Source organism: Nocardia arseniciresistens (assembly GCF_046764875.1).
Classification (GTDB): Bacteria; Actinomycetota; Actinomycetes; order Mycobacteriales; family Mycobacteriaceae; genus Nocardia; species Nocardia arseniciresistens.
On record NZ_JBKORD010000001.1, the window covers coordinates 150,977 to 170,149 of the forward strand.

General features: G+C 65.6%; 16 protein-coding genes. 8 read left to right on the plus strand and 8 right to left on the minus strand.

The genetic code is table 11. From position 1 onward, the window contains the following. Nucleotides 1-15: 15 nt before the first annotated feature. The 3 genes from ACLMAJ_RS00705 to ACLMAJ_RS00715 all read left to right on the plus strand — a co-directional run bounded on the left by ACLMAJ_RS00705 (nucleotide 16) and on the right by ACLMAJ_RS00715 (nucleotide 4,022). The gene (locus ACLMAJ_RS00705) at nucleotides 16-1,623 is read left to right on the plus strand and encodes an acyl-CoA synthetase (RefSeq protein WP_412011461.1); all 1,608 of its coding nucleotides are present in this window, start codon (nucleotides 16-18) and stop codon (nucleotides 1,621-1,623) included. A 92-nt stretch (nucleotides 1,624-1,715) separates the two neighbouring features. After that, nucleotides 1,716-3,311 carry a succinic semialdehyde dehydrogenase gene (locus ACLMAJ_RS00710; RefSeq protein ID WP_412011462.1) on the plus strand — a complete coding sequence of 532 codons (1,596 nt, stop codon included), beginning with the start codon at nucleotides 1,716-1,718 and terminating at the stop codon, nucleotides 3,309-3,311. A gap of 225 nt (nucleotides 3,312-3,536) precedes the next feature. Then, on the plus strand, nucleotides 3,537-4,022 hold the full coding sequence (locus ACLMAJ_RS00715; protein ID WP_412011463.1) for a glutathione peroxidase: 486 nt from the start codon (nucleotides 3,537-3,539) through the stop codon (nucleotides 4,020-4,022). Between the two features lie 64 nt (nucleotides 4,023-4,086). On the opposite strand, the gene ACLMAJ_RS00720 is transcribed toward ACLMAJ_RS00715, so the two are convergent. Further along, a complete protein-coding gene (locus ACLMAJ_RS00720; protein ID WP_412011464.1) occupies nucleotides 4,087-4,668 on the minus strand; it encodes a TerD family protein in 582 nt (193 codons plus the stop codon). 297 nt (nucleotides 4,669-4,965) lie between these two features. Between ACLMAJ_RS00720 and ACLMAJ_RS00725 the strand changes: the two genes are divergently transcribed. Beyond that, nucleotides 4,966-6,183: an MCE family protein gene (locus ACLMAJ_RS00725; RefSeq protein ID WP_412011465.1), complete on the plus strand. Its 1,218-nt coding sequence runs from the start codon at nucleotides 4,966-4,968 to the stop codon at nucleotides 6,181-6,183. A 10-nt stretch (nucleotides 6,184-6,193) separates the two neighbouring features. Here ACLMAJ_RS00725 and ACLMAJ_RS00730 read toward each other — a convergent pair whose 3' ends face one another. From ACLMAJ_RS00730 to ACLMAJ_RS00740, 3 genes are all read right to left on the minus strand, one after another. Further along, nucleotides 6,194-7,114, minus strand: coding sequence for a hydroxymethylglutaryl-CoA lyase (locus tag ACLMAJ_RS00730; protein ID WP_412011466.1), 921 nt, complete (start codon nucleotides 7,112-7,114; stop codon nucleotides 6,194-6,196). Nucleotides 7,115-7,381: 267 nt separating this feature from the next. Beyond that, nucleotides 7,382-8,593, minus strand: a complete 1,212-nt coding sequence (locus ACLMAJ_RS00735) for a CaiB/BaiF CoA transferase family protein (RefSeq protein ID WP_412011467.1) — start codon at nucleotides 8,591-8,593, stop codon at nucleotides 7,382-7,384. Between the two features lie 110 nt (nucleotides 8,594-8,703). Further along, nucleotides 8,704-9,633 (minus strand): TauD/TfdA dioxygenase family protein, encoded by a 930-nt coding sequence (locus ACLMAJ_RS00740; protein WP_412011468.1) that lies wholly within the window; start codon nucleotides 9,631-9,633, stop codon nucleotides 8,704-8,706. 3 nt (nucleotides 9,634-9,636) lie between these two features. Between ACLMAJ_RS00740 and ACLMAJ_RS00745 the strand changes: the two genes are divergently transcribed. Beyond that, a complete protein-coding gene (locus ACLMAJ_RS00745; protein ID WP_412011469.1) occupies nucleotides 9,637-10,437 on the plus strand; it encodes an RNA-guided endonuclease InsQ/TnpB family protein in 801 nt (266 codons plus the stop codon). A gap of 454 nt (nucleotides 10,438-10,891) precedes the next feature. Here ACLMAJ_RS00745 and ACLMAJ_RS00750 read toward each other — a convergent pair whose 3' ends face one another. Then, nucleotides 10,892-11,662, minus strand: coding sequence for a deoxyribonuclease IV (locus tag ACLMAJ_RS00750; protein WP_412011470.1), 771 nt, complete (start codon nucleotides 11,660-11,662; stop codon nucleotides 10,892-10,894). A 128-nt stretch (nucleotides 11,663-11,790) separates the two neighbouring features. On the opposite strand from ACLMAJ_RS00750, the gene ACLMAJ_RS00755 reads away from it, so the two are divergent. Beyond that, nucleotides 11,791-12,975 (plus strand): serine/threonine-protein kinase, encoded by a 1,185-nt coding sequence (locus ACLMAJ_RS00755; protein ID WP_412011471.1) that lies wholly within the window; start codon nucleotides 11,791-11,793, stop codon nucleotides 12,973-12,975. Nucleotides 12,976-13,124: 149 nt separating this feature from the next. Further along, nucleotides 13,125-14,894, plus strand: coding sequence for a serine/threonine-protein kinase (locus ACLMAJ_RS00760; protein ID WP_412011472.1), 1,770 nt, complete (start codon nucleotides 13,125-13,127; stop codon nucleotides 14,892-14,894). 119 nt (nucleotides 14,895-15,013) lie between these two features. Here the strand turns inward: ACLMAJ_RS00760 and ACLMAJ_RS00765 are convergent, their stop codons facing one another. After that, nucleotides 15,014-15,823 carry a hypothetical protein gene (locus ACLMAJ_RS00765; RefSeq protein WP_412011473.1) on the minus strand — a complete coding sequence of 270 codons (810 nt, stop codon included), beginning with the start codon at nucleotides 15,821-15,823 and terminating at the stop codon, nucleotides 15,014-15,016. 60 nt (nucleotides 15,824-15,883) lie between these two features. Next, complete coding sequence (locus tag ACLMAJ_RS00770; RefSeq protein WP_412011474.1) at nucleotides 15,884-16,720, minus strand: GNAT family N-acetyltransferase; 837 nt, start codon at nucleotides 16,718-16,720, stop codon at nucleotides 15,884-15,886. A 776-nt stretch (nucleotides 16,721-17,496) separates the two neighbouring features. Here ACLMAJ_RS00770 and ACLMAJ_RS00775 point away from each other — a divergent pair. Next, on the plus strand, nucleotides 17,497-17,988 hold the full coding sequence (locus ACLMAJ_RS00775; RefSeq protein ID WP_412011475.1) for a hypothetical protein: 492 nt from the start codon (nucleotides 17,497-17,499) through the stop codon (nucleotides 17,986-17,988). Between the two features lie 48 nt (nucleotides 17,989-18,036). Here the strand turns inward: ACLMAJ_RS00775 and ACLMAJ_RS00780 are convergent, their stop codons facing one another. After that, nucleotides 18,037-19,164, minus strand: coding sequence for an acyl-CoA dehydrogenase family protein (locus tag ACLMAJ_RS00780; RefSeq protein ID WP_412011476.1), 1,128 nt, complete (start codon nucleotides 19,162-19,164; stop codon nucleotides 18,037-18,039). Nucleotides 19,165-19,173 lie beyond the last annotated feature (9 nt).

Genomic DNA, 19,173 nt, shown 5'->3' on the forward strand with positions numbered 1-19,173 from the left:
AAGGAGTGAATTGCCATGTCCCGCAATTTCGCCGACCTGTTCGAGCACTCCGTCGACGCGATGCCGGACCGAATCGCGCTGATCGAGGGCGACCGCGCACGCACCTTCCGCGACCTGGACGCACTAGCCGACCGACTGGCCGACTACCTCTGCTCGATCGGCGTCGGCCCCGGCACTCACATCGGCTTTCAGATGCACAACAGCATCGAAACGATGACCACGTTGATCGCATGCTTCAAGGCCCGCGCGGTCCCCATCAATATCAACTACCGCTACGGCGTAGCGGAATTGCGCTACATCTACGACAATGCCGATCTCGAAGTGCTGATCTACCATGCGGAGTACGAGCAGGCGGCGCGCGAGGCCGCCGCTCTGGTGCCCGCGCTGCGGCACCTGATAGTCGTCGACAACCGAGCGTCCGCCGACGCGTCGACAGCGACCGATCCGGTGCCGTTCGAACAAGCCCTCGCCGCGGGTTCACCCACCCGGCGCACGTCCGATCGCAGCCCGGACGACCTCTTCATGATGTACACCGGCGGGACCACCGGCCTGCCGAAGGGCGTCATGTGGCGGCAGGAGGACATGTGGCGGGTACTCGGCGGTGGCATCGACTTCTACACCGGCGTACCGGTTTCCGACGAATACCAACAGTCGCGGGTCGGGGCGCAGGTCGATCCCGGTATCTGGTTCGTGCTGCCGCCGCTGATCCACGCCGCGGCGATGATGCCGACCTTCACCGCGCTGTGGTCGGGCAATACCGTCATGTTCGAGCCGCGATTCGATGCGCGACGGGTTTGGCAGCTGGTCGCGCAGCGCCGTCCGCAGATCATGGTGATCACCGGGGACGCCATGGCCCGCCCGCTGATCGATACCTACCGCGCGCGTCCGGTAGACGCGTCCAGCCTCATCGCCATCGCATCCGGTGCGGCGTTGCTCTCGCAGCCGGTGAAAAATACTCTGCTGGAACTGTTTCCGTCGAGTGTGGTCTCGGATTCGATCGGATCGTCGGAAACCGGCTTCGGCGGTATCGGTTTCGCGCAGAAGGACGATGATCCGGGTCGCGGTCCCAGGGTGCAGACCGGCCGCGGCGCGGTGGTGGTCGACGATGCGGGACGGCCGGTCGAACCGGGAGCCGAGGGCTGGCTCGCCAAGACCGGGGCGGTGCCGATCGGCTACTACAAGGACCAGAAGAAGACCGACCGGCTGTTCCACACTGTCGACGGCACTCGCATCGTGGTCACCGACGATCGCGCGCGGGCCGAGCGGGACGGTTCGGTCACGCTGATCGGCCGCGGCAACATGGTGGTCAATACCGGCGGCGAGAAAGTGTTCGTCGAAGAGGTCGAGAGCGTGGTGAAAGCGCACGACGCGATCTACGACGCGGTGGTGATCGGGGTGCCGCACGAACGCTGGGGACAGCAGGTGGCAGCGGTAGTGTCGGTGACGGGGGCGCTCGATTTCGCAGCGCTGGAAAGCCATGTACGCGGGCACCTTGCGGGCTACAAGGTTCCGAGGCAGATTTGGATCGCGGCGGCGATATCGCGAGCACCAAGCGGAAAGCCCGACTATCGCTGGGCGAAGCAATACTCGGCGGACCGTGCGCCGGATCATCAGGCGGGTTGAAATATGCCGTCCAACTGCGCGAACTGCCTGGTCACGACAATGAGAACGTGTTCTAATTCGAACGTACCCGCCGTTGCCCTTGGGAGAGTCCGATGAGCACAACCGAAACGAGCACAGAATCGGCGCGCACCCTGCCCGCCAGGATCACCGACGAGTTGATCGGCAGGCTGACCGGGATGGTCGCCGCCGACGAAGCCGCGGCGCCGTTCCCGATGATCGAGGTCTACACCGGGTCGGTGGTCGGCCGGCTACCGCAGTCGACCCCCGCGGATATCACCGCCGCGTACGCGACCGCGCGGGCCGCGCAGAAAGCATGGGCCGCCTGGCCACTGCGACGCAGACTGCGCGTTTTCGAGCGTGCGCACGAACTGATCCTGGCCGAGCACGAAACCATTGCCGATCTCATCCAGATCGGCTGCGGTAAGACCCGCAGAATGGCCATCGAGGAATCCTGCGACGTGCCGATGGTCATCAGCCACTACCTCAAGACCGCCAAGCGGGTACTGCGACCGGTCCGGCGCGGCGGCCCGATGCCACTGCTGACCACCTCCACCGAGCAGCACCGCCCCAAGGGCATCGTCGCGGTGATCGCACCGTGGAACTTCCCCTTCGCCATCGCACTATCGGATGCGATGCCCGCGCTGATGGCGGGCAACGGCGTTGTCCTCAAACCGGACAACAAGACCGCACTGTGCGCGCTGTTCGGAGTGGAACTGCTGTACAAGGCCGGGCTGCCGCGCGGGCTGTTCCAGGTGGTCTGTGGTGAGGGCCCCGAGGTCGGCCCGACGCTGATCGACAACGCCGACTTCGTGATGTTCACCGGCTCGACCGCGACCGGCCGGATCGTCGGCGAAGGCGCGGGCCGCAACCTGATCGGGTGCAGCCTGGAACTCGGCGGCAAGAACCCGATGATCGTGCTGGACGACGCGAATCTCGACGACGTGATCCCCGGTGCGGCGTTCGCGGTGTTCGCCAATTCCGGTCAGGCCTGTATGCACATCGAGCGCATCTACGTGCACGACCGCTTGTACGACGAGTTCGTGCGCCGATTGGTCACGGCCGCAGAGGAATTGGGATCAAAGGCCGGCGCGGCATACAACTACGCACCGGAGTTCGGTTCGCTGGTGTCGGTCGAGCACATGGAACGCGTCGCGGCGCATGTGGACGATGCCCGCGCGAAGGGCGCGACAGTATTGACCGGCGGCAAGGCGCGACCCGACATCGGACCCGCTTTCTACGAGCCGACCGTACTGACCGACGTCACACCCGAGATGACGCACGCGACCTTGGAGACCTTCGGCCCGGTGGTCAGCGTGTACCGCTTCACCGACGAGCAGGAGGCGATCCGGCTCGCCAACGACACCAGCTACGGCCTGAACGCGAGCATCTGGAGCCGAAACCTGCCCCGCGCCAACCGCGTTGCCGATCAGCTCGAAGCCGGGAACATCAATATCAACGACGGCTTCGTGGCCACCTATGCCGCGAAAGCCACACCGTCGGGTGGCGTGAAGCAATCCGGCGTCGGCACCCGGCACGGCGATCAGGGCCTGCTCAAGTACACCGACACCGTTAATGTCGGCGTCCTGAAACGTCAGGTGCTCAATGCACGCGCCGGCCTGCCCTACGAGAAGCAACTGAAGACGACTCTGACGATGCTGCGGCTCATGCGCCGAACACGGCTGCGCTGAACCATCCCGAGGACGCGGCCGAGAAATCCGGCGGCGGCGACTTCGCCCGGCAGATCGCCGTCGAGCTGCCGCTTCAGGCGATCGCGGGACTGCTCGGCGTTATAGTTCGGCGAATTTCGACGAGGACGCCTTAGACGTAATGCCGAACATCACCCAGATGTCGGATCCGGTACGGTTGCGGTCGGGGTGGATCAACGGAATCAAGAAGTGGCAGGTGCAATACGAGTGAGCCTTCGAGATATTCCATTGCGCACGCTCTCCGGCGACGCGACGACCCTGGGCGACCTCGCCGGGGACCACGCCGTGCTGCTGGTCAACGTGGCCTCGAAATGCGGCCTGACGCCGCAGTATTCCGGGCTGGTAGAGCTGCAGAAGACCTATGGACCGCGCGGATTGACCGTTATCGGGGTGCCGAGCAACCAGTTCATGGGCCAGGAACCCGGCACGGCCGAGGAGATCCAGGAGTTCTGTTCCACCACCTATGGCGTGGATTTCCCGCTGTTGGAGAAGACCGACGTCAACGGCGAGCAGCGGCATCCGCTCTACAGCGAGCTGGTCGAGACCGCCGATGCCGAGGGCGCGAGCGGTGACATCCAGTGGAACTTCGAGAAGTTCCTGATCGATCGGGACGGCAAAGTGGCCGGTCGCTTCCGTCCGCGGACCGAACCCGACTCCGCTGCGGTCATCAACGCCATCGAGGCCGCGCTCTGATCAACACTTCGGCGAAGCCGGAATCGAAGGGTGCCTCGCTCCCCTCGATTCCGGTTTTTTCGTGCTACGCCATGGCGAAACGCAGCAGGGCCTGCTTGTCGCCCTGCTTGATCTGACCCTTGCGGTTGATGACTTCCAGCTGCCAGCCCGCGCCGGACCGGAAGGCCCGCGCGACCGCGTTGGCGTTGTCGTTGCCGAGCAGCGACGGCCAGATGTCGGCGACCTGGTCGGCACTGCCGCCGGTCGCGTCGTAGACCTTGAACGAAATATTGTTGGCCTTCTCGAACGAGCTGCCCTTCTTGAAGGCAGCGGCCACGAAGACGATGGCGTCGATACCGCCGGGCACGTCGGCGAAGGTGACGTGTACCGATTCGTCGTCACCGGACGCGGCGCCGGTCTGCTCGTCGCCGGTGTGCTGAACCGAGCCGTTGCCCATCGGGTCCAGGGAGTCCAGACCGGCGAAACGCACCGGCTCGGCGCCCTGCATGAGAATGGCGATCAGATCGAGGTCCACCCCGCGCTTGCGACGCAGCAGCCCGACCGGACCGCCGCTTGTGCCGGACGACGGATCCCAGCTCACCCCGACCGTCAATTTGGTGATACCGCTGAGATCGGCGGCGCCATCTTCTTTTTTGAGCGTGATCATGCAATTCACAGTACAAGCGATGCGGATCTCGGTGCGGTGCAGAATGTTTCTACTCACACCCGCGCAAGGTATCCGGCGTCAAGGGCTTTCGACGCCCACGGTAGCGGACAGCCGCACCACCATCTTGCGGTGGTCGTCGCGGTAGCTGTCGGGAAGTCATTGGAAAACCCTCCCGGGATGGCCGTCCAGACGTACTATGGACACGTGTCTGGACAGCACTACGACACGTAAGGCCGGGCAGGTATACCGGCATCGCGAGCGGGGGCAACGACGCACCCGTCTCCAGGCAGGTGAGCAATGCGTTCGAAGCAAAAGACCGATGCGGCGTGGCTCGCGATCGCCCTTTGGCGGGCGCTGCGCTTGAAAGTCGCCGGTGCCGCAATGATTCTTACGATCGCTACCGTCATCGCGACTGTGCTGTCGATGTATTCGGGCAAGTACATCTCGACGGCGTCGGTCACCGTCGACGCGCCCCGCGCTGGACTGGTGCTCGACCCCGACGCCAGGGTGAAGTTCCGCGGCGTCGAGATCGGCAGAGTGGCCGCGATCGCCCGGACCGAAGAGCGGGTGCACCTGCGGCTCGATCTCGACCCCGAGCTGCTGCGGCTCGTCCCGGACAACGCGAGGGTGGATATCCACTCCACCACCATCTTTGGCGCCAAGTACGTGAACTTCGTTGTCCCGCAAAGACCTTCGGGTAGGCCGCTGCGGCCCGGAGCGCAGGTGGCGGCCGAAGCGGTCACCGTCGAATTCAACACCCTGTTCCAACACCTGGCCGACCTCCTCGCGAAGGTCGAGCCGGGCGAACTCAACGCCACCTTCACCGCGCTCAGCACCGCACTGCATGGGCGCGGCGACCAGCTCGGCGACACCATGGCTCGCACGGACTCCTATCTGCGCGAGCTCAATCCGAGCCTGCCCGCACTGCGTCGTGACCTGGCCACGACTGCCGAGGTCACACACCTATACGGCGACACTGTCGGAGATCTCGTACGCACGGTGGAAAACGTCACCGCCACCGGAGCGACGATCATCGATGAGCAGCCGAATCTCGACGCGGTACTGCTGAACCTTGTCGGCCTCGCGGACACCACAGGTGGCCTGCTACAGCAGAACGAAACACCGCTGATCACATCGCTGCGGCTCCTCCACCCGACCACCGCGTTGTTGTATGCCTACGCGCCAGGACTGAATTGCGTCGTCAACGCACTCGGCAAACTCATGCCACTCGCCGAGGAGATCTTCGGCGGAAGATACCCGGGCGCATATTTCAACTCGAACTTCATGTACGGCGCGCAGCCGTATCAGTACCCCGATGACCTACCGAAGGTCAACGCCACCGGTGGACCGCACTGTGAAGGTGTGAACGACAGGGTGCCGGGCAGCCACTCCGACTACATTGTCACCGACACCGGCGAAGGCCGACCATTCATGCCGTCCACCACTGTGCACCCGAACACCCCGCCGGTTTTCGAGCTGCTGTTCGCCGGGCTGCCCGGCATGGGCGGGCGCTAGCACAACGGGCTCAGATGACCCAGTCGAAGGCTTCGGCTTTCGAGCGGGCGCCCTCGGCGGTGCGGGAGCGGTTGGGTTCACCGAGGTCGGCAAGGAGGGCTTCGGAGAGGTTCACCATGGCGGACAGGGTAGTGGGGGTGAACCAGGCGGGGCGGGTGGCGAAGAGGATGTCTTCGGTGGAGGTGTTGCCGCTGGCGCCGGGGGCGAAGGGGCAGCCGCCGAGGCCACCCAGCGAGCCGTCGACCATGGTTGCACCTGCTCGGAGGGCGGCGAGGGTGTTGGCGACGCCCATGCCCCAGGTGTCGTGGCCGTGGAAGACGATGCGGCGCTGCGGGGTTCGGTCGCGGACGGCGGAGATGAGAGCCGTTACCCGAGCCGGATCGGCCTGGCCGAGGGTGTCGGCGACGACGATATCGGTGGCGCCTTCGGTGCGGGGGTCGTTGGCGATCGCGAGGACTCGTTCGGGATCTACCGGACCATCGAATGGGCAGCTGAAGCTGGTGGCCAGGCACAGTTGGATCTGGCCGCCCGCTTCATTGGCGAGGCGGACCGCGTCGGGCATGACGGCCACGCTGTCTTCGGTGCTGCGGCCGATATTCGCCTTGTTGTGCGCGTCCGAAACGGAGAAACAGTATTGAAAGTTGCGCACGCCCGCGGCCGCGGCCTTTTCGATGTGCCGCGGTGTGGCCACCCAGACCCAACAGCGTTGCAGCTCTTCGGGAGTCAGTGCCGCGATGAGGTCCATGGTGTTGGCCATCGGCGGGACAAGATCCGGGCGGGCCATGGAGCCGATCTCCAGTGCGGGCACGCCGAGGGCGAGCAGCCGCCGCACGACCTCGACCTTGCGGTCCACCGGGAGCACCTTGCCGGTCAGCTGAAGTCCGTCACGCAACGTCACATCACGCAGGACCGACTCGGTCAGCACCGTCATTTCCGCTCCCGCGCTTCCTTCGGGACGCACATCACGCCGCCGCACGGCTTCCCGTTCCCCACGGCCGGGTTGGGATGCACGGTGGGTCGACGGGGTGTCGGCGCCCGTAGCTCGTAAGCCGAACGCCCTGGTGGTCGCCTGCGACCATAAACCCGCCGAGTCATGAGGCCTCCAGTACAAGCACTGTGCGATTGTCTCTCACGATGCCTCCGGTGTCTCGCGCGACTTGCACCCGATTCGCCGCCGCAAGCACTGCGCGAGCATTTCTCATGGCACCTCCAATGCGTCGATCTCGGCATCGCTCATGCCGAGTAATCCCGACAGCACCTCGCGAGTGTGCGCACCGAGATCGGGGCCGACGTTGCGGATGGGCAGCGATTGGTCGCCGATCACCGGGACGATGCCGGTGAAGCCGACCGTTTTCGGTTGCGGCGCACCGACATCCACGGCGAAGGGCTGGATCATGTTTCGCGCCCTGTACTGTTCGTCGGCGACGATGTCGGCGGCGGTGTAGATGGGGCCGCACGGAATCGCGGCCGCCTCGAGCAGCTTCAGCGCCGCGTCGCGGGTGTGGGTGATCGTCCATTCGGCGATCGAGGCGTCCAGCCGCTCGCGGTGGTGCCAGCGGCCCGCGTTGTCCTGCAACTCGGGGTCGGCGGCCAGGTCGGGGCGGCCGATCACTGCCATATAGCGCTGGAAGATGGCGTCGCCATTGCCGCCGATGATGATGCTGACCCCGTCGCTGCACGGGTAGGCGTTGCTCGGCGCGATGCCTTCCATCCGGCCGCCGACGCGTTCCCGGTTGATGCCGTAGGCGAGGTAGTCCGGCACGAGGGATTCCATTACCGACAGGATCGCCTCGTTGAGGGCGACATCGATGACGCGCTCCCGCAAAGGAATCGATTCGGCCCGCTGGGTGCGCTGGAACAGCGCCATCACAGTGCCGAAGGCGGCGTAGATACCCGCAATGGAATCGCCGATGGAGACGCCGGTGCGCACCGGAGGGCGGTCCGGGTCACCGACGAGTTCGCGTAAACCGCCGACGGCCTCGGCGACGGCGGCGAAACCGGGCCGCGATGCCAAAGGGCCGGTCTGCCCGTACGCCGAGATGCGGGTGATCACCAGATCGGGATTGACCTCGTTGAGCACCTCGGGGCCAAGACCCCACTTCTCGAGCATGCCGGGCCGGAAATTTTCCAGCAACACATCGCAGTGCCGGATCAGATCGAGCACGATGCCCCGGCCTGCTTCGGTGCGCAGATCGAGGGTGATCGACTTCTTATTGCGATTCACGGTGCGGTAAAGCATCGAGGTGTCGCCGCCGTAGAGCCGCCAGTTCCGCAGCTCATCCCCCGCTTTCGGCCGCTCGACCTTGATGACCTCTGCCCCGAAGTCACCCAGCATGCGCCCCGCGGTCGGTGCCGCGATGTAATTGCCGAGTTCGAGGACGCGCACCCCGTCCAACGGCCTGATACTCATGGCCACCAGTGTGGCCTATCCACATCTCCCGCACCCGCCGACCCGGCGGGCCCGAACGCGATCACGGCGTAACGGCCCTGGTCGAGCGGCGGGTTGGGCGGGTGTGCGGGTCAGGAGGCGAGCGGTACCGGAGTGTCGATGACGGAATAGTGTTCGGCATTGCCTTCGCGGATGGTGCTTGTTGTGCCGTCGACGGCGACCGGGATGTCGCCCGCGAGGGTGATCCGGGTGAGCTTGCGGGGCTGGTCGTTGTAGTCGTCGATGGCGTAGTGCTGGGTGGCGCGGTTGTCCCAGATCGCGACGTCACCGGGGGCCCAGTTCCAGCGGGTGGTGTTTTCCAGTCGGGTCACGCGGTCTTGGAAGAGGCGGAAGAGGGCCTGGGATTCGGTGGTGGACACGCCGACGAAATGCTTCACGAAGTGGCCGACCAGGAGCGCTCGCTCGCCGGTCTCGGGGTGCACGCGGACCACCGGATGCTCGGTTTCGAAGTAGCTCGACTGGAATTCGGCGCGGTAGGCCTCGGTATTCGCGTTCGACTTGTCGACGTTGACCGCGGCGTAGTCGTAGACATTCGTGTGCACGGCGCGCAGGTTCTCGGCCAGTCGCTTGAGCGGCTCGGGCAGCGAGTTGTATGCGGCGACGGTGGAGGCCCAGGTGGTCGATCCGCCGTAGGGCGGCAAGTGCACCGCGCGCAGGATCGATGCCTTCGGGATCCGGTCGACGAAGGTGACGTCGCTGTGCCAGCTGTTGGCGCGGCCATGCTCGGAATCGATGGCGAGGCTCTTGTCGCCGTGCGAGGTGACCGTCGGGTGCGGCGTCGTCGGGCTGCCGAGCAGCTGCGCGAACGCGTACTGGCCGTCCTCGTCCAGGTGATCCTGACCGCGGAAGAAGATCACCTTATGCTCGAGCAGCGCGCGCCGGACCACCTCGACCGTCGCCGAATCCAGGTCGCCGCCCAGCCGGACATTGTCGACCTGGGCACCGATGTGGGCGCCGAGCTTGGTCACCGTGGTGGTGGCGAGAGTGGTGTAGACCGTCATCGGGTGTTTGGCGCGGATACTCTCTCGTTCACGGGGGAGAGGAAGCGCCATCCTCCTTCCAGAGGTTGGGTCGCGAAATTGTGTCGGATCACCCAAGACTGTCTGGGGCATTGGTACGCCTCGTTCGTCGTCCGGCATGAGGTGGAAACCGTGCTGGCAGCTGGGGGCGGGGTCGGTATCGATTGGGGTGTGAGTGTCACGGCCACGACCACCGAAGCCGAGTTCGATCTGCCGTTTCTGGGGCACCGGAAACGGTGCGCGGCGGAACTGGCGAAAGCGCAACGCCGCATGGCCCGACGCCACAGCGGTAAACGTGGCCCCCAGTCCGGCGGTTACCAGCGGGCCGCCCGGCAGGTGGCGAAGTTGCATAAGAAGGCGGCGCGGCAAACCCGGCATGATTCGCGGGTGTGGGCGCAACGTGTTGTCGCCGCTCATGGGTTGATCGCGGTGGAGGATTTCCGGCCGAGGTTCCTGGCGAAGTCCACGATGGCGCGTAAGGCTGCGGATGCGGCGATCGGTGGGGCGAAGCGCGAGTTGGTCGAGCAGGGTGTTCGGGCTGGCCGGAGGGTGGTGTTGGTTCAGCCCGCTTTTACGTCGATGACATGCAGTGATTGTTTTGCGAGAGCCAAGCGACCGGAACTGTGCGAGCGAACTTTCCGATGCCCTGAATGTGGTTACACCGCTTGTCGGGATCGGAACGCTGCCAGGGTGGTTCTGGTTGTGGCAGAGCGCGGCCACGTCAGTGTTGAGGATGTGAGACAAGTGGGTCACCTCCTTCGGGTGGGTGGTTCGGTTGCGGTCTGAGCTGTGAATCTCCTGCCTTCAGGCAGGAGAAGCGTTAAGGGATCACCTTCGCTGTTCGAGACTGATTGAGACGCTGTCGCAGCACACCACCCGAACTGCCCCGTCAAACAGGGTTTTCGTCGCCATGATCACAACTACAGTGCGTGTGCGCACTAGAAAGTCGCGGCCATCGCCCGCCTATTCGCACAGGTCCGCGAGCTCGCCCGCAATATTTTCTGCCAGGGTTTCCGGAGCCATGTCCACAGTTCGGCACACTTGCGCAATCAACCCACGTGCTCACGCGAACACGCCGGACATCCGCCCTCTCGGCGGGACTTCCCAGGACCACCATCACGTCCACTGCTCAGACACCCCGCGCAGTCAGCCCACGTTCCCGCGCAGATTCGCCGGATCGCCCCCGACTCCTTCAGCTGGGGTCTCCGGGACCACCACCGCATCAGGACACACCGCGCGATCAGCCAACATGCTCGCGCAGGTACGCGAGGTCGTCGGCTACTCCTTCGGCAGGGGTTTCGAGGATTACCGGTGCGTCGGCGGTGCGGCAGACCTCGGCGAGTAGTTGCGGGTCGATGGTGCCGTCGGCGAAGTTGGCGTGGCGGTCGGCGCCGGAATCGAACTCGTCGCGCGAAGAATTCAAATGCACCAGGTCGATTCGGCCGGTGATGGCCTTGATTCGTTCGACGACGCCGACGAGCTCTTCGCCGCCCGCCCATGCGTGACAGGTGTCGAGGCAGAAGCCGGCGCCGTAATCGCCGACCGCGTCCCACAGACGCGCGATCGAATCGAAATGCCGTGCCATGGCATGGTTCCCGCCCGCGGTGTTCTCGATCAGGATGGGTACCGCGAAGCCGCCCTTGTCCTGTTGGCGTTCGAACAGCTTGCGCCAGTTGTCGATTCCGGTGTCGATCTCGGCGTCGGACCTGACGTGCCCGCCGTGCACGACCAACCCGATGGCGCCCAGCTCCGCGGCGGCCTTCGCCTGCTGCGCCACCGCATTGCGCGATGGCATCCGCAGCCTGTTGTTCAGGCTCGCCACATTGATCTGATACGACGAGTGCACGACCACATCGATCGGACTTGCGAGGATCTCCTCGGTCCGTGGATGCGGTGTCGGTTTGTCCCAGCTCTGCGGATCCACGACGAACAGCTGGATGACATCGGCGCCGAGTTTCGCACCGAAACCGATGGGATCGCTGTCGAGCCGGACGTGTGCTCCAATGCGCATGCGCCCACTTTATCGACTGGCACCGACAAGCCGAAGGCAAGCACAACGAGTCTGTTGCATCGAGACGGCGTACCGAGATACATCGGTAAGATCCAGGTGCTCGACCTGATGAGGGGGGTGAATCCACTGTGCTACAAAAAGGCGAGCTCTTCGCGGGCTATGCCATCCAGCGCGTGCTCGGCCAAGGCGGCATGGGCACCGTCTACCTGGCCAAACATCCACGCCTGCCCCGGCTGACCGCGCTGAAGCTGCTGAAGCGGGAGCTGTACAGCGACATCGAGATCCGTGGACGTTTCGAGCGCGAGGCCGACCTCGTCGCCCAGCTCGACCATCCCAACATCGTGACCGTCTACGACCGCGGCGCCGAGGACGAGCAGCTGTGGATCTCCATGCAATTCGTGCCCGGCGCGGACGCGTCCTGCGCGGATGTGAACGTGCTCGCGCCAGGGCGAGCGGTACAGATTGTCGGTGACACCGCCAAGGCCCTGGATTTCGCGCACGCCAACGGCGTGCTGCACCGCGACGTGAAACCGGCCAATATCCTGCTGGCCAAGGCACCGATCGGGCAGCCGGAACGAGTGCTGCTCACCGATTTCGGCATCGCGGGCATGCGCGACGGCGATACCACGCTGAGCTCGGCGGGCTCGATCACCGCGACCCTCGCCTATGCCGCGCCCGAACAACTGCTCGGGCTGCCGCTGGACGATCGGGCCGATCAGTACGCGCTGGCGTGCACCCTGTTCTGGATGCTGACGGGCCTGGGCCCGTACCCTGGCACCGGTCCGGCGGCCGTTATCAACGGCCATCTCTACGGACAGGTGCCATCGGTGTGCCGGACCAGGCCGGGAATTCCGCCCGCGCTGGACGGTGTGCTCGCGCGGGCCATGTCCAAGCGCCCGACGGACCGGTTCGCCAGCTGCTCGGAGTTCGCCGCGGCGGCGCGCTGGGCGCTCTCGTCCGGCGGACGAGGCTATTCGCCATCACCCGGGCAGTCAGGGCAACACGGGCATTCGGCGCCGCGAGGGAATTGGACGCCGACTATTGCCGCGCCGCCGACATCCGCGACGCCACCTACTCCCCCCGCATCGCAGCCGACCGAGATACCGCATGGGCGACCGGAGCGGGCCGGGGCCGGGGTGTCACGTGCATCCGCCGAACCGGTCGTACCGCGCATGCCGTTGCCGCCACGGCGGACGCCTCGCCCGGGAACCATCGCGCTGCCGGATATTCGGGTGCGTCCGATCCGGTCGGCGCCACCGCGGGCAGACCGGCAGGGCGGGCAGCAGCCGCCTGAACCACGCCCTCCACCATAGCTTTCCGCTATGAAAGGGCGATCTTTGGTTGCCCGAATACTGCTAAGGTTTCGATGTTTTCGGCGCACGGGTCGGGCCTGATCGCGCATTCCAATGCTGTACGTCTGTCCATCGGCGGGTCCCGATGAGCGACGGGAAGTGGAGCAGACATGCTGGCCAGCGGTGACGTTTTCGCCGGCTATGTCATCGATCGGCAATTGGGCCGCGGTGGCATGGGTTCGGTCTACCTGGCGAAACATCCGCGGCTGCCGCGGATGACAGCGCTGAAGCTGTTGAACAGGGAAATGTTCTTCGACAAGGAGGTGCGTGCGCGGTTCGAACGGGAGGCGGATCTGGTCGCGCAGCTCGATCACCCCAATATCGTCACGGTGTACGACCGCGGCCTCGACGACGAGCAGCTGTGGATCTCGATGCAGTACATCGACGGCATCGACGCCGCGTCGGTGGATCCCAAGTCGCTGCCGCCGGAGCGGGCGGTGCAGATCATCAAGGAGATGGCCGACGCGCTCGATTATGCGCACGGCATGGGCGTGCTGCACCGCGACGTGAAGCCGGCGAACATCCTGCTCGCCCGCTCTGGCGCGGGTCGCGGCGAGCGCGTCTACCTGACCGATTTCGGCATCGCCAGGCTGCGCGACGACACCGGCCATCTCACCCAGACCGGCACCTTCACCGCCACCCTCGCCTACGCCTCACCCGAACAGCTGACCGGCGCGACACTGGACCATCGATCGGATCAGTATTCGCTGGCATGCTCGCTGTTCTGGCTGTTCACCGGCACCGGCCCGTTCAACGCAACCAACCCGGCCGCGGTGATCCAGGGACACCTACAGGGCGCGCCGCCCGCACTCAGCAGCACACGGCCCGGGCTGCCGTACGCCCTGGACAGCGTGCTCGCCAGGGCGATGGCCAAGCGCCCGGAGGACAGGTACGTCTCCTGTTCGGAGTTCGCCGCCGCCGCGCGCCACGCCCTGACCAACCCCAGCGTGCCGTCGATGCCGGTCGTCGGTGGACCGCGCCACGTCACCGGCCCCACAACGCCCTTGACCAGCGGCCCGTGGCCACCCACCGCACCACCGATTCCGGTAACGGGAACGCCGTATCCGGTGGCCGATGGACCGGGCCCGCGGACAAGCGGCACCCACTCGCTGACCGGCTCGCCCGTCGGCAACACCCCGCCACCCACCCTGGTGCGGCAGCCGCACATGCAGCAACCAACGCTGCAGCAGTCGAACCTCTACAACCACCAGCAGCCGACCTTCGGGTTCCACACACCGATCCCGCACGGTCAGCCACCGCGGCACAAGTCGAACACCGGACTCATCATCGGGATCAGCGTGGGTGTGGTGGTGCTGATCCTGGTGGTACTCGGCATCATCGGAGCGGTCACCGATAATTCGGGTTCTACCGATGCCACCGACACGTCCACATCGTCCTCGCCGAGCAACGGCGGTGCGGTAATTCCGAACATCGAAGCGATCAGCACCGAGTTCGGTCGTATGGTGCCCACATCCAAGTCCGGCAGCACCGGCTACAACGGCTCCCATTGCATCGCGGCCGATTCGACCTCCCCGTCGGCCCCGACCACAGGCTCACCGGATTTCGGCAAATGGGTTTACGAGTGGGATTGCTACGGCGGCGGTGAGACTTCCGATCCGGACCCGTTCTATACGATCTTCGTCTACAACTCCGCCGCGGACGTGCAGGCAATGGTCGCCAGCCTGCCGACGAACACCAAGTCGACCGACACCAACGGTGGAATGTCGTACACGAACTACAAATACATGAACGACGGGCCCAAGATCATCACCGTCTTCACCGGCGACAAGGATCGCGCGCAGTTCGCGATGTACACCGACGGCCTCGCGGGCAGCATCGAAAATGCCATGCGCTGGTGGCGCACGGCACCGCTGAACTGATAGGTAAACACTCGCGGGCATTGCCGCGACGCCCCGCTCGTCCAGCCTCGCTCGAGGCTCGGGGCTCGACGCTGGGTGCCGGTGCGGAATTTCGACCGAGCGACTCCTGAAATCCGTCGCTACTGCGCCGCCTCGTCATCCGGACGGTGCCGGTTCGGATCCAGCATCGGCACCGGAGTGTCGCGCGCCGACAGGAACGTATCGAGCAGCGCGAGTCTGTCGACGGTGAGACCTGTTGCCATGGACGACAGCTCGTCCAGCAGAATCTCCGCCCCCGATGCCGCCTCGATGCCGGGCGACCCCGGATCGACCCGCCGCCACGGCAGTGCGACCGACCAGGACGGGTCGCCGGTGGCCCACGCCCAGATCACAGCACGGACCACGGTGTGCATCGTGGTGTAGACGCGGAAGTGCTCGGCCGTTGATCCGGCTCGATGTTCCAGTTCGTAGACCCATTCGTGGCGGCGCGCGCCGATGTAGGTGTCGTCGTCACGCGCCACGACCAGAAACGGGTCGTCCGGATCGGTTCCCGCGACCACGAAGTCCTCGACCAGCGCGGCCGTGAGATAGGGCAGCGTCCGCCCGTCACCGACGGTGACCATGGCATCGACATGTCCGCGTGGGTCGTACAGATGCCCGGTCTGCACGTCGAGCACGACGAGGTCGCGTTGCTTGCTCAGCTCCAGCACGGTGTGCAGGTGTCTGTTGCGCCCGGGCCCCTCGACGCGCAATACGGCTCCGCGGGAGTCCGCGATGGTGACGACCAGATCGTCGCCGTTGTCGTGACTGTTGACCGCGGCCACGAAATCGCCCACCACGGGCGAGACGGCACCGCTGCGGGGATGAGCCCACATCTGCCGATACCGCTCCAGAGCATCGAGGGCGTTATCGACGTCGGCGGCCGGGGCCACCCCGAAATCGCAACTCACCCGAAGGAGTTAACCCGATGACGGTGCGGTTCCCCAGGATTGGGGACCAGCACACAACCGCTATCGGGTAAAGGCGTAGCGCACGAACTCGCGGACCGGTTCGAAGCCGATGGCCTGATAGATCTTGTTCGGAGTGGGGTCGGCGGGGTCGGCGAACAGACAGACATTCACCCCCTTGGTGCGCAGCGTGTGCGCCACATGGGCGGTGAGGATGCTGGCGTAGCCGTGACCACGGTCTGCGGGTGGGGTGTAGACGGGGCCGATGCGGGACCAGCCGTATCCGGGAACCTGGTGGGCCGCCAACGAGACCGGTCTGCCCTCGTGCTCCCATAGCCACCAACGTCCCGCCGCGATCCGCTTGCCGATCTGCGTGGCGGTCCAGCCGTTCGGCCCCATATCCAACTCGACCCGCATCGCCTCCGCCCAGGCGAGGCACAGCTCGGTGTCGGATTCGACTGCGCGCCGCGGCGATCCGGCGGCATCGGGCACCCTGAGTGTGCCCAGCCGGTACAACCGGCTGGTGTAGGAATGCCGGTATCCGACGCCGAGCAGCGCACTCCAGCGGTCGCTGAAACGGGTGGCGTGCTCGGGAGCCCCCTCGACGCCGCCGGCATCGGGAACAACCTCTGCCAGCGCGTCGGCGACGGTGTCCACGCAGCCCTCGGCGATGTCGCCGAGATAGAGGTCGTGCCCCGCGCTGCGCATCGCCACACCGAGCACCGTGTCGTCCTCGGCATGCACCGACAAAAACCTGGACGGTTCGTTCGAGCCGTCGAGGCCACCAGCGGCGTTAGCGGTACCGGTAGTGATCACTGTGTGTCGCAAGGGATCACGGACCAGGAAGGCTTCCGTCCGCGACCGGAACTGCACCGGGTCCGTAGTGATCTCGATCCTCATGGGATCAGGCTAAATCTCCGAACATGATGCGCGCTCGCCATTTTGGCGGGCCACAGCCTCGCCTGCCTTCACACTTTCGGCGCGGAGCTTGAGCAAGACCAACCCCGCCGTGCACGCCAGAATCAGTCCGGCAACGGTTATTTCGACATGTAGGCCGGCGATGCCGAGTACGGCCCCGCCGATTCCACCGACGAAAATCAGCCAGGCCGATATCCGCGACAGAATCGTGGACAGGGTACGCACTGGCGGGTTCGACACCTTATGCTGCGATGTTGCCGAGGCCGCTGGTTCAGCGGCCGCGGACGGGGCATGCAGCGGAGTTGTCGAGTAAGCTGCCATCATCTACTCCTCGATGACGCCGATCAGAGTGTTGCTGTCGCGCAATTCGCATCGCGCGTCTCTCATCTGGGTACAGGCGTCTCACGCGTAACTTTGATCACACGCTAGGCCACCGCTTACGGTTCAGCGGCGACACGTGCCCGCGACACGCAGAGTAGACCAATTCGATATCTGAATTACCAACGTTTACGATGCCTCCAGTTCGGTGCATCGCTAGTGACTGCTCGCAGGTCGCTCGAAAAGGTCAGTTAGCGACTGCTCGCAGGTCGCTCGAAAAGGTCAGTTAGCGACTGCTCGCAGGTCGCTCGAAAAGGTCACCTAGCGCCTGCTCGCAGATCACTCGCTCGTAAGCTCAGCCGGCGACATCCTCACCTGTGGCCGGGTCGCCCGGCCTCGATTAGTGTGAGCCCCACTCGAACGCACGAGGAGTGTCACCGATGGAGAGCAGCAGGACCAAGATCGCCGGTCCGGCGATCGCCGCGGGCGCGGTTTCCCTCGGTCTCGTTCTCATCGGCGCCTGCGGGGTCGGTAAGCACGACACCTATGTCGCACCGCCGCCGATCAAGTCCGCAGCCGATGCTGTGCCGATGATGCGGGAGGGCTCCAGCGTTACGATGCCGAGGGTCTTCATTCCGCCGTCGCCCACCTGGCGGGTCGCCCCCAACGCTCCGCGCGCGCCAGCCGGTTTCACGGTGCCGCCGACGGCGACATCATCATCTGGCGAATCGACCACGCGACCGCCGATGACGACGACACTGCGGGAAAGCACCAGTCCGCTGCCACCTCCGCCGCCGGTTGTCCCGAGCGAGACACAGGAACCGCCGACGACCATCGTGCTGACCACCACTGTCGCGCCGCCGCTCGAGGAACTGCCGACCACGCAGCCGCCGATCACGACACAACCCGTCGAGACACACGACGGCGAGTAGCCCGCAGCGGTGCGTGAGCACCTGGCCCACGCACCGCTTTCGGAGAATCTAGAGCTCGGCCAGGTCGTAATCGCCGACGCGGTCGGTCAGCACCCGCAGGTGCTCGAGGCCCCCGCCGAGGGTGCGCTCGATCGCGGTGAGCCGGGCCACGTAGTGGCCGACCGGGTATTCCGCGGTGACGCCGATGCCGCCGTGCATCTGAATCGCTTCCTGACCGACGTTGCGTGCGGCGCGACCGACCTGCAACCTCGCCCGCGAAGCTACGACCGGATCGGCCGTGCCATCGGCCAGCGACGCGGTCGCGTAGAGGCTCATGCCGCGCGCTAGCTCCAGCGAGACGTACATGTTCGCGGCCCGCTGGGTCAGGGTCTGGAACTTCGACAGCGTGACGCCGAATTGCTTACGTGTACGCAGGTATTCGGCGGTCAGGCGCAGCGCCTCCTCCATCGCGCCGATCGACTCCGCACACAAACCGGCCTGGGCGTGCACGATCGTCGTCTCGATCGCCGATGCGGCGTCGGCGTTGTCGCCGAGCAATTCCGCGGGCGCCTTGTCGAGCTCGAGCTGCGCGCCACGCTGCCCGTCCACCGTGCGGTAGGGCTTGCGGACCACGCCCGCGGCGTCGGGAGCCACCAGGAACAGGCCGACGCCGCCACCGGGCAGTGTCGCGCTGACCACGAACTCATCGGCGCAATCGCCGTGCGGAACCGGGTTCTTGATGCCGGTCAGGACATACGAATCGCCCTGGGCCGATGCCGTTGTGCCGAGTTCGATGGACGGCCAGCGCACGCCGGGCTCGGCGTGCGCGAAGGCGAGCAGCTTGTTGCCCTCGACGACCTCGGGCAGGATCCGCTGACGCTGTTCGGCACTGCCGACCCTGGCGATCAACCCGCCGGGCACCAGCACCGCGTCCAGGATCGGCTCCGGTGCGAGCCTGCGGCCGACCTCCTCGAGCACGAGGTTGGTCTCCACCGGTCCCGCGTCGACGCCGCCGTCCTCCTCGGTGAAGCTCAGACCGAGCACGCCGAGCTCGGCCAGCTGGCGCCACACATCGCGGCTCCAGCCGAGTTCGGTATCGGTGATCTTCAGCCGGGATTCGGGATCGTAGTTGCGGGCCAGCAGATCGCGGACGGTGTCGCGCAGCATGACCTGTTCATCGGTGAGTTCGAAATCCATGGTGTCGCC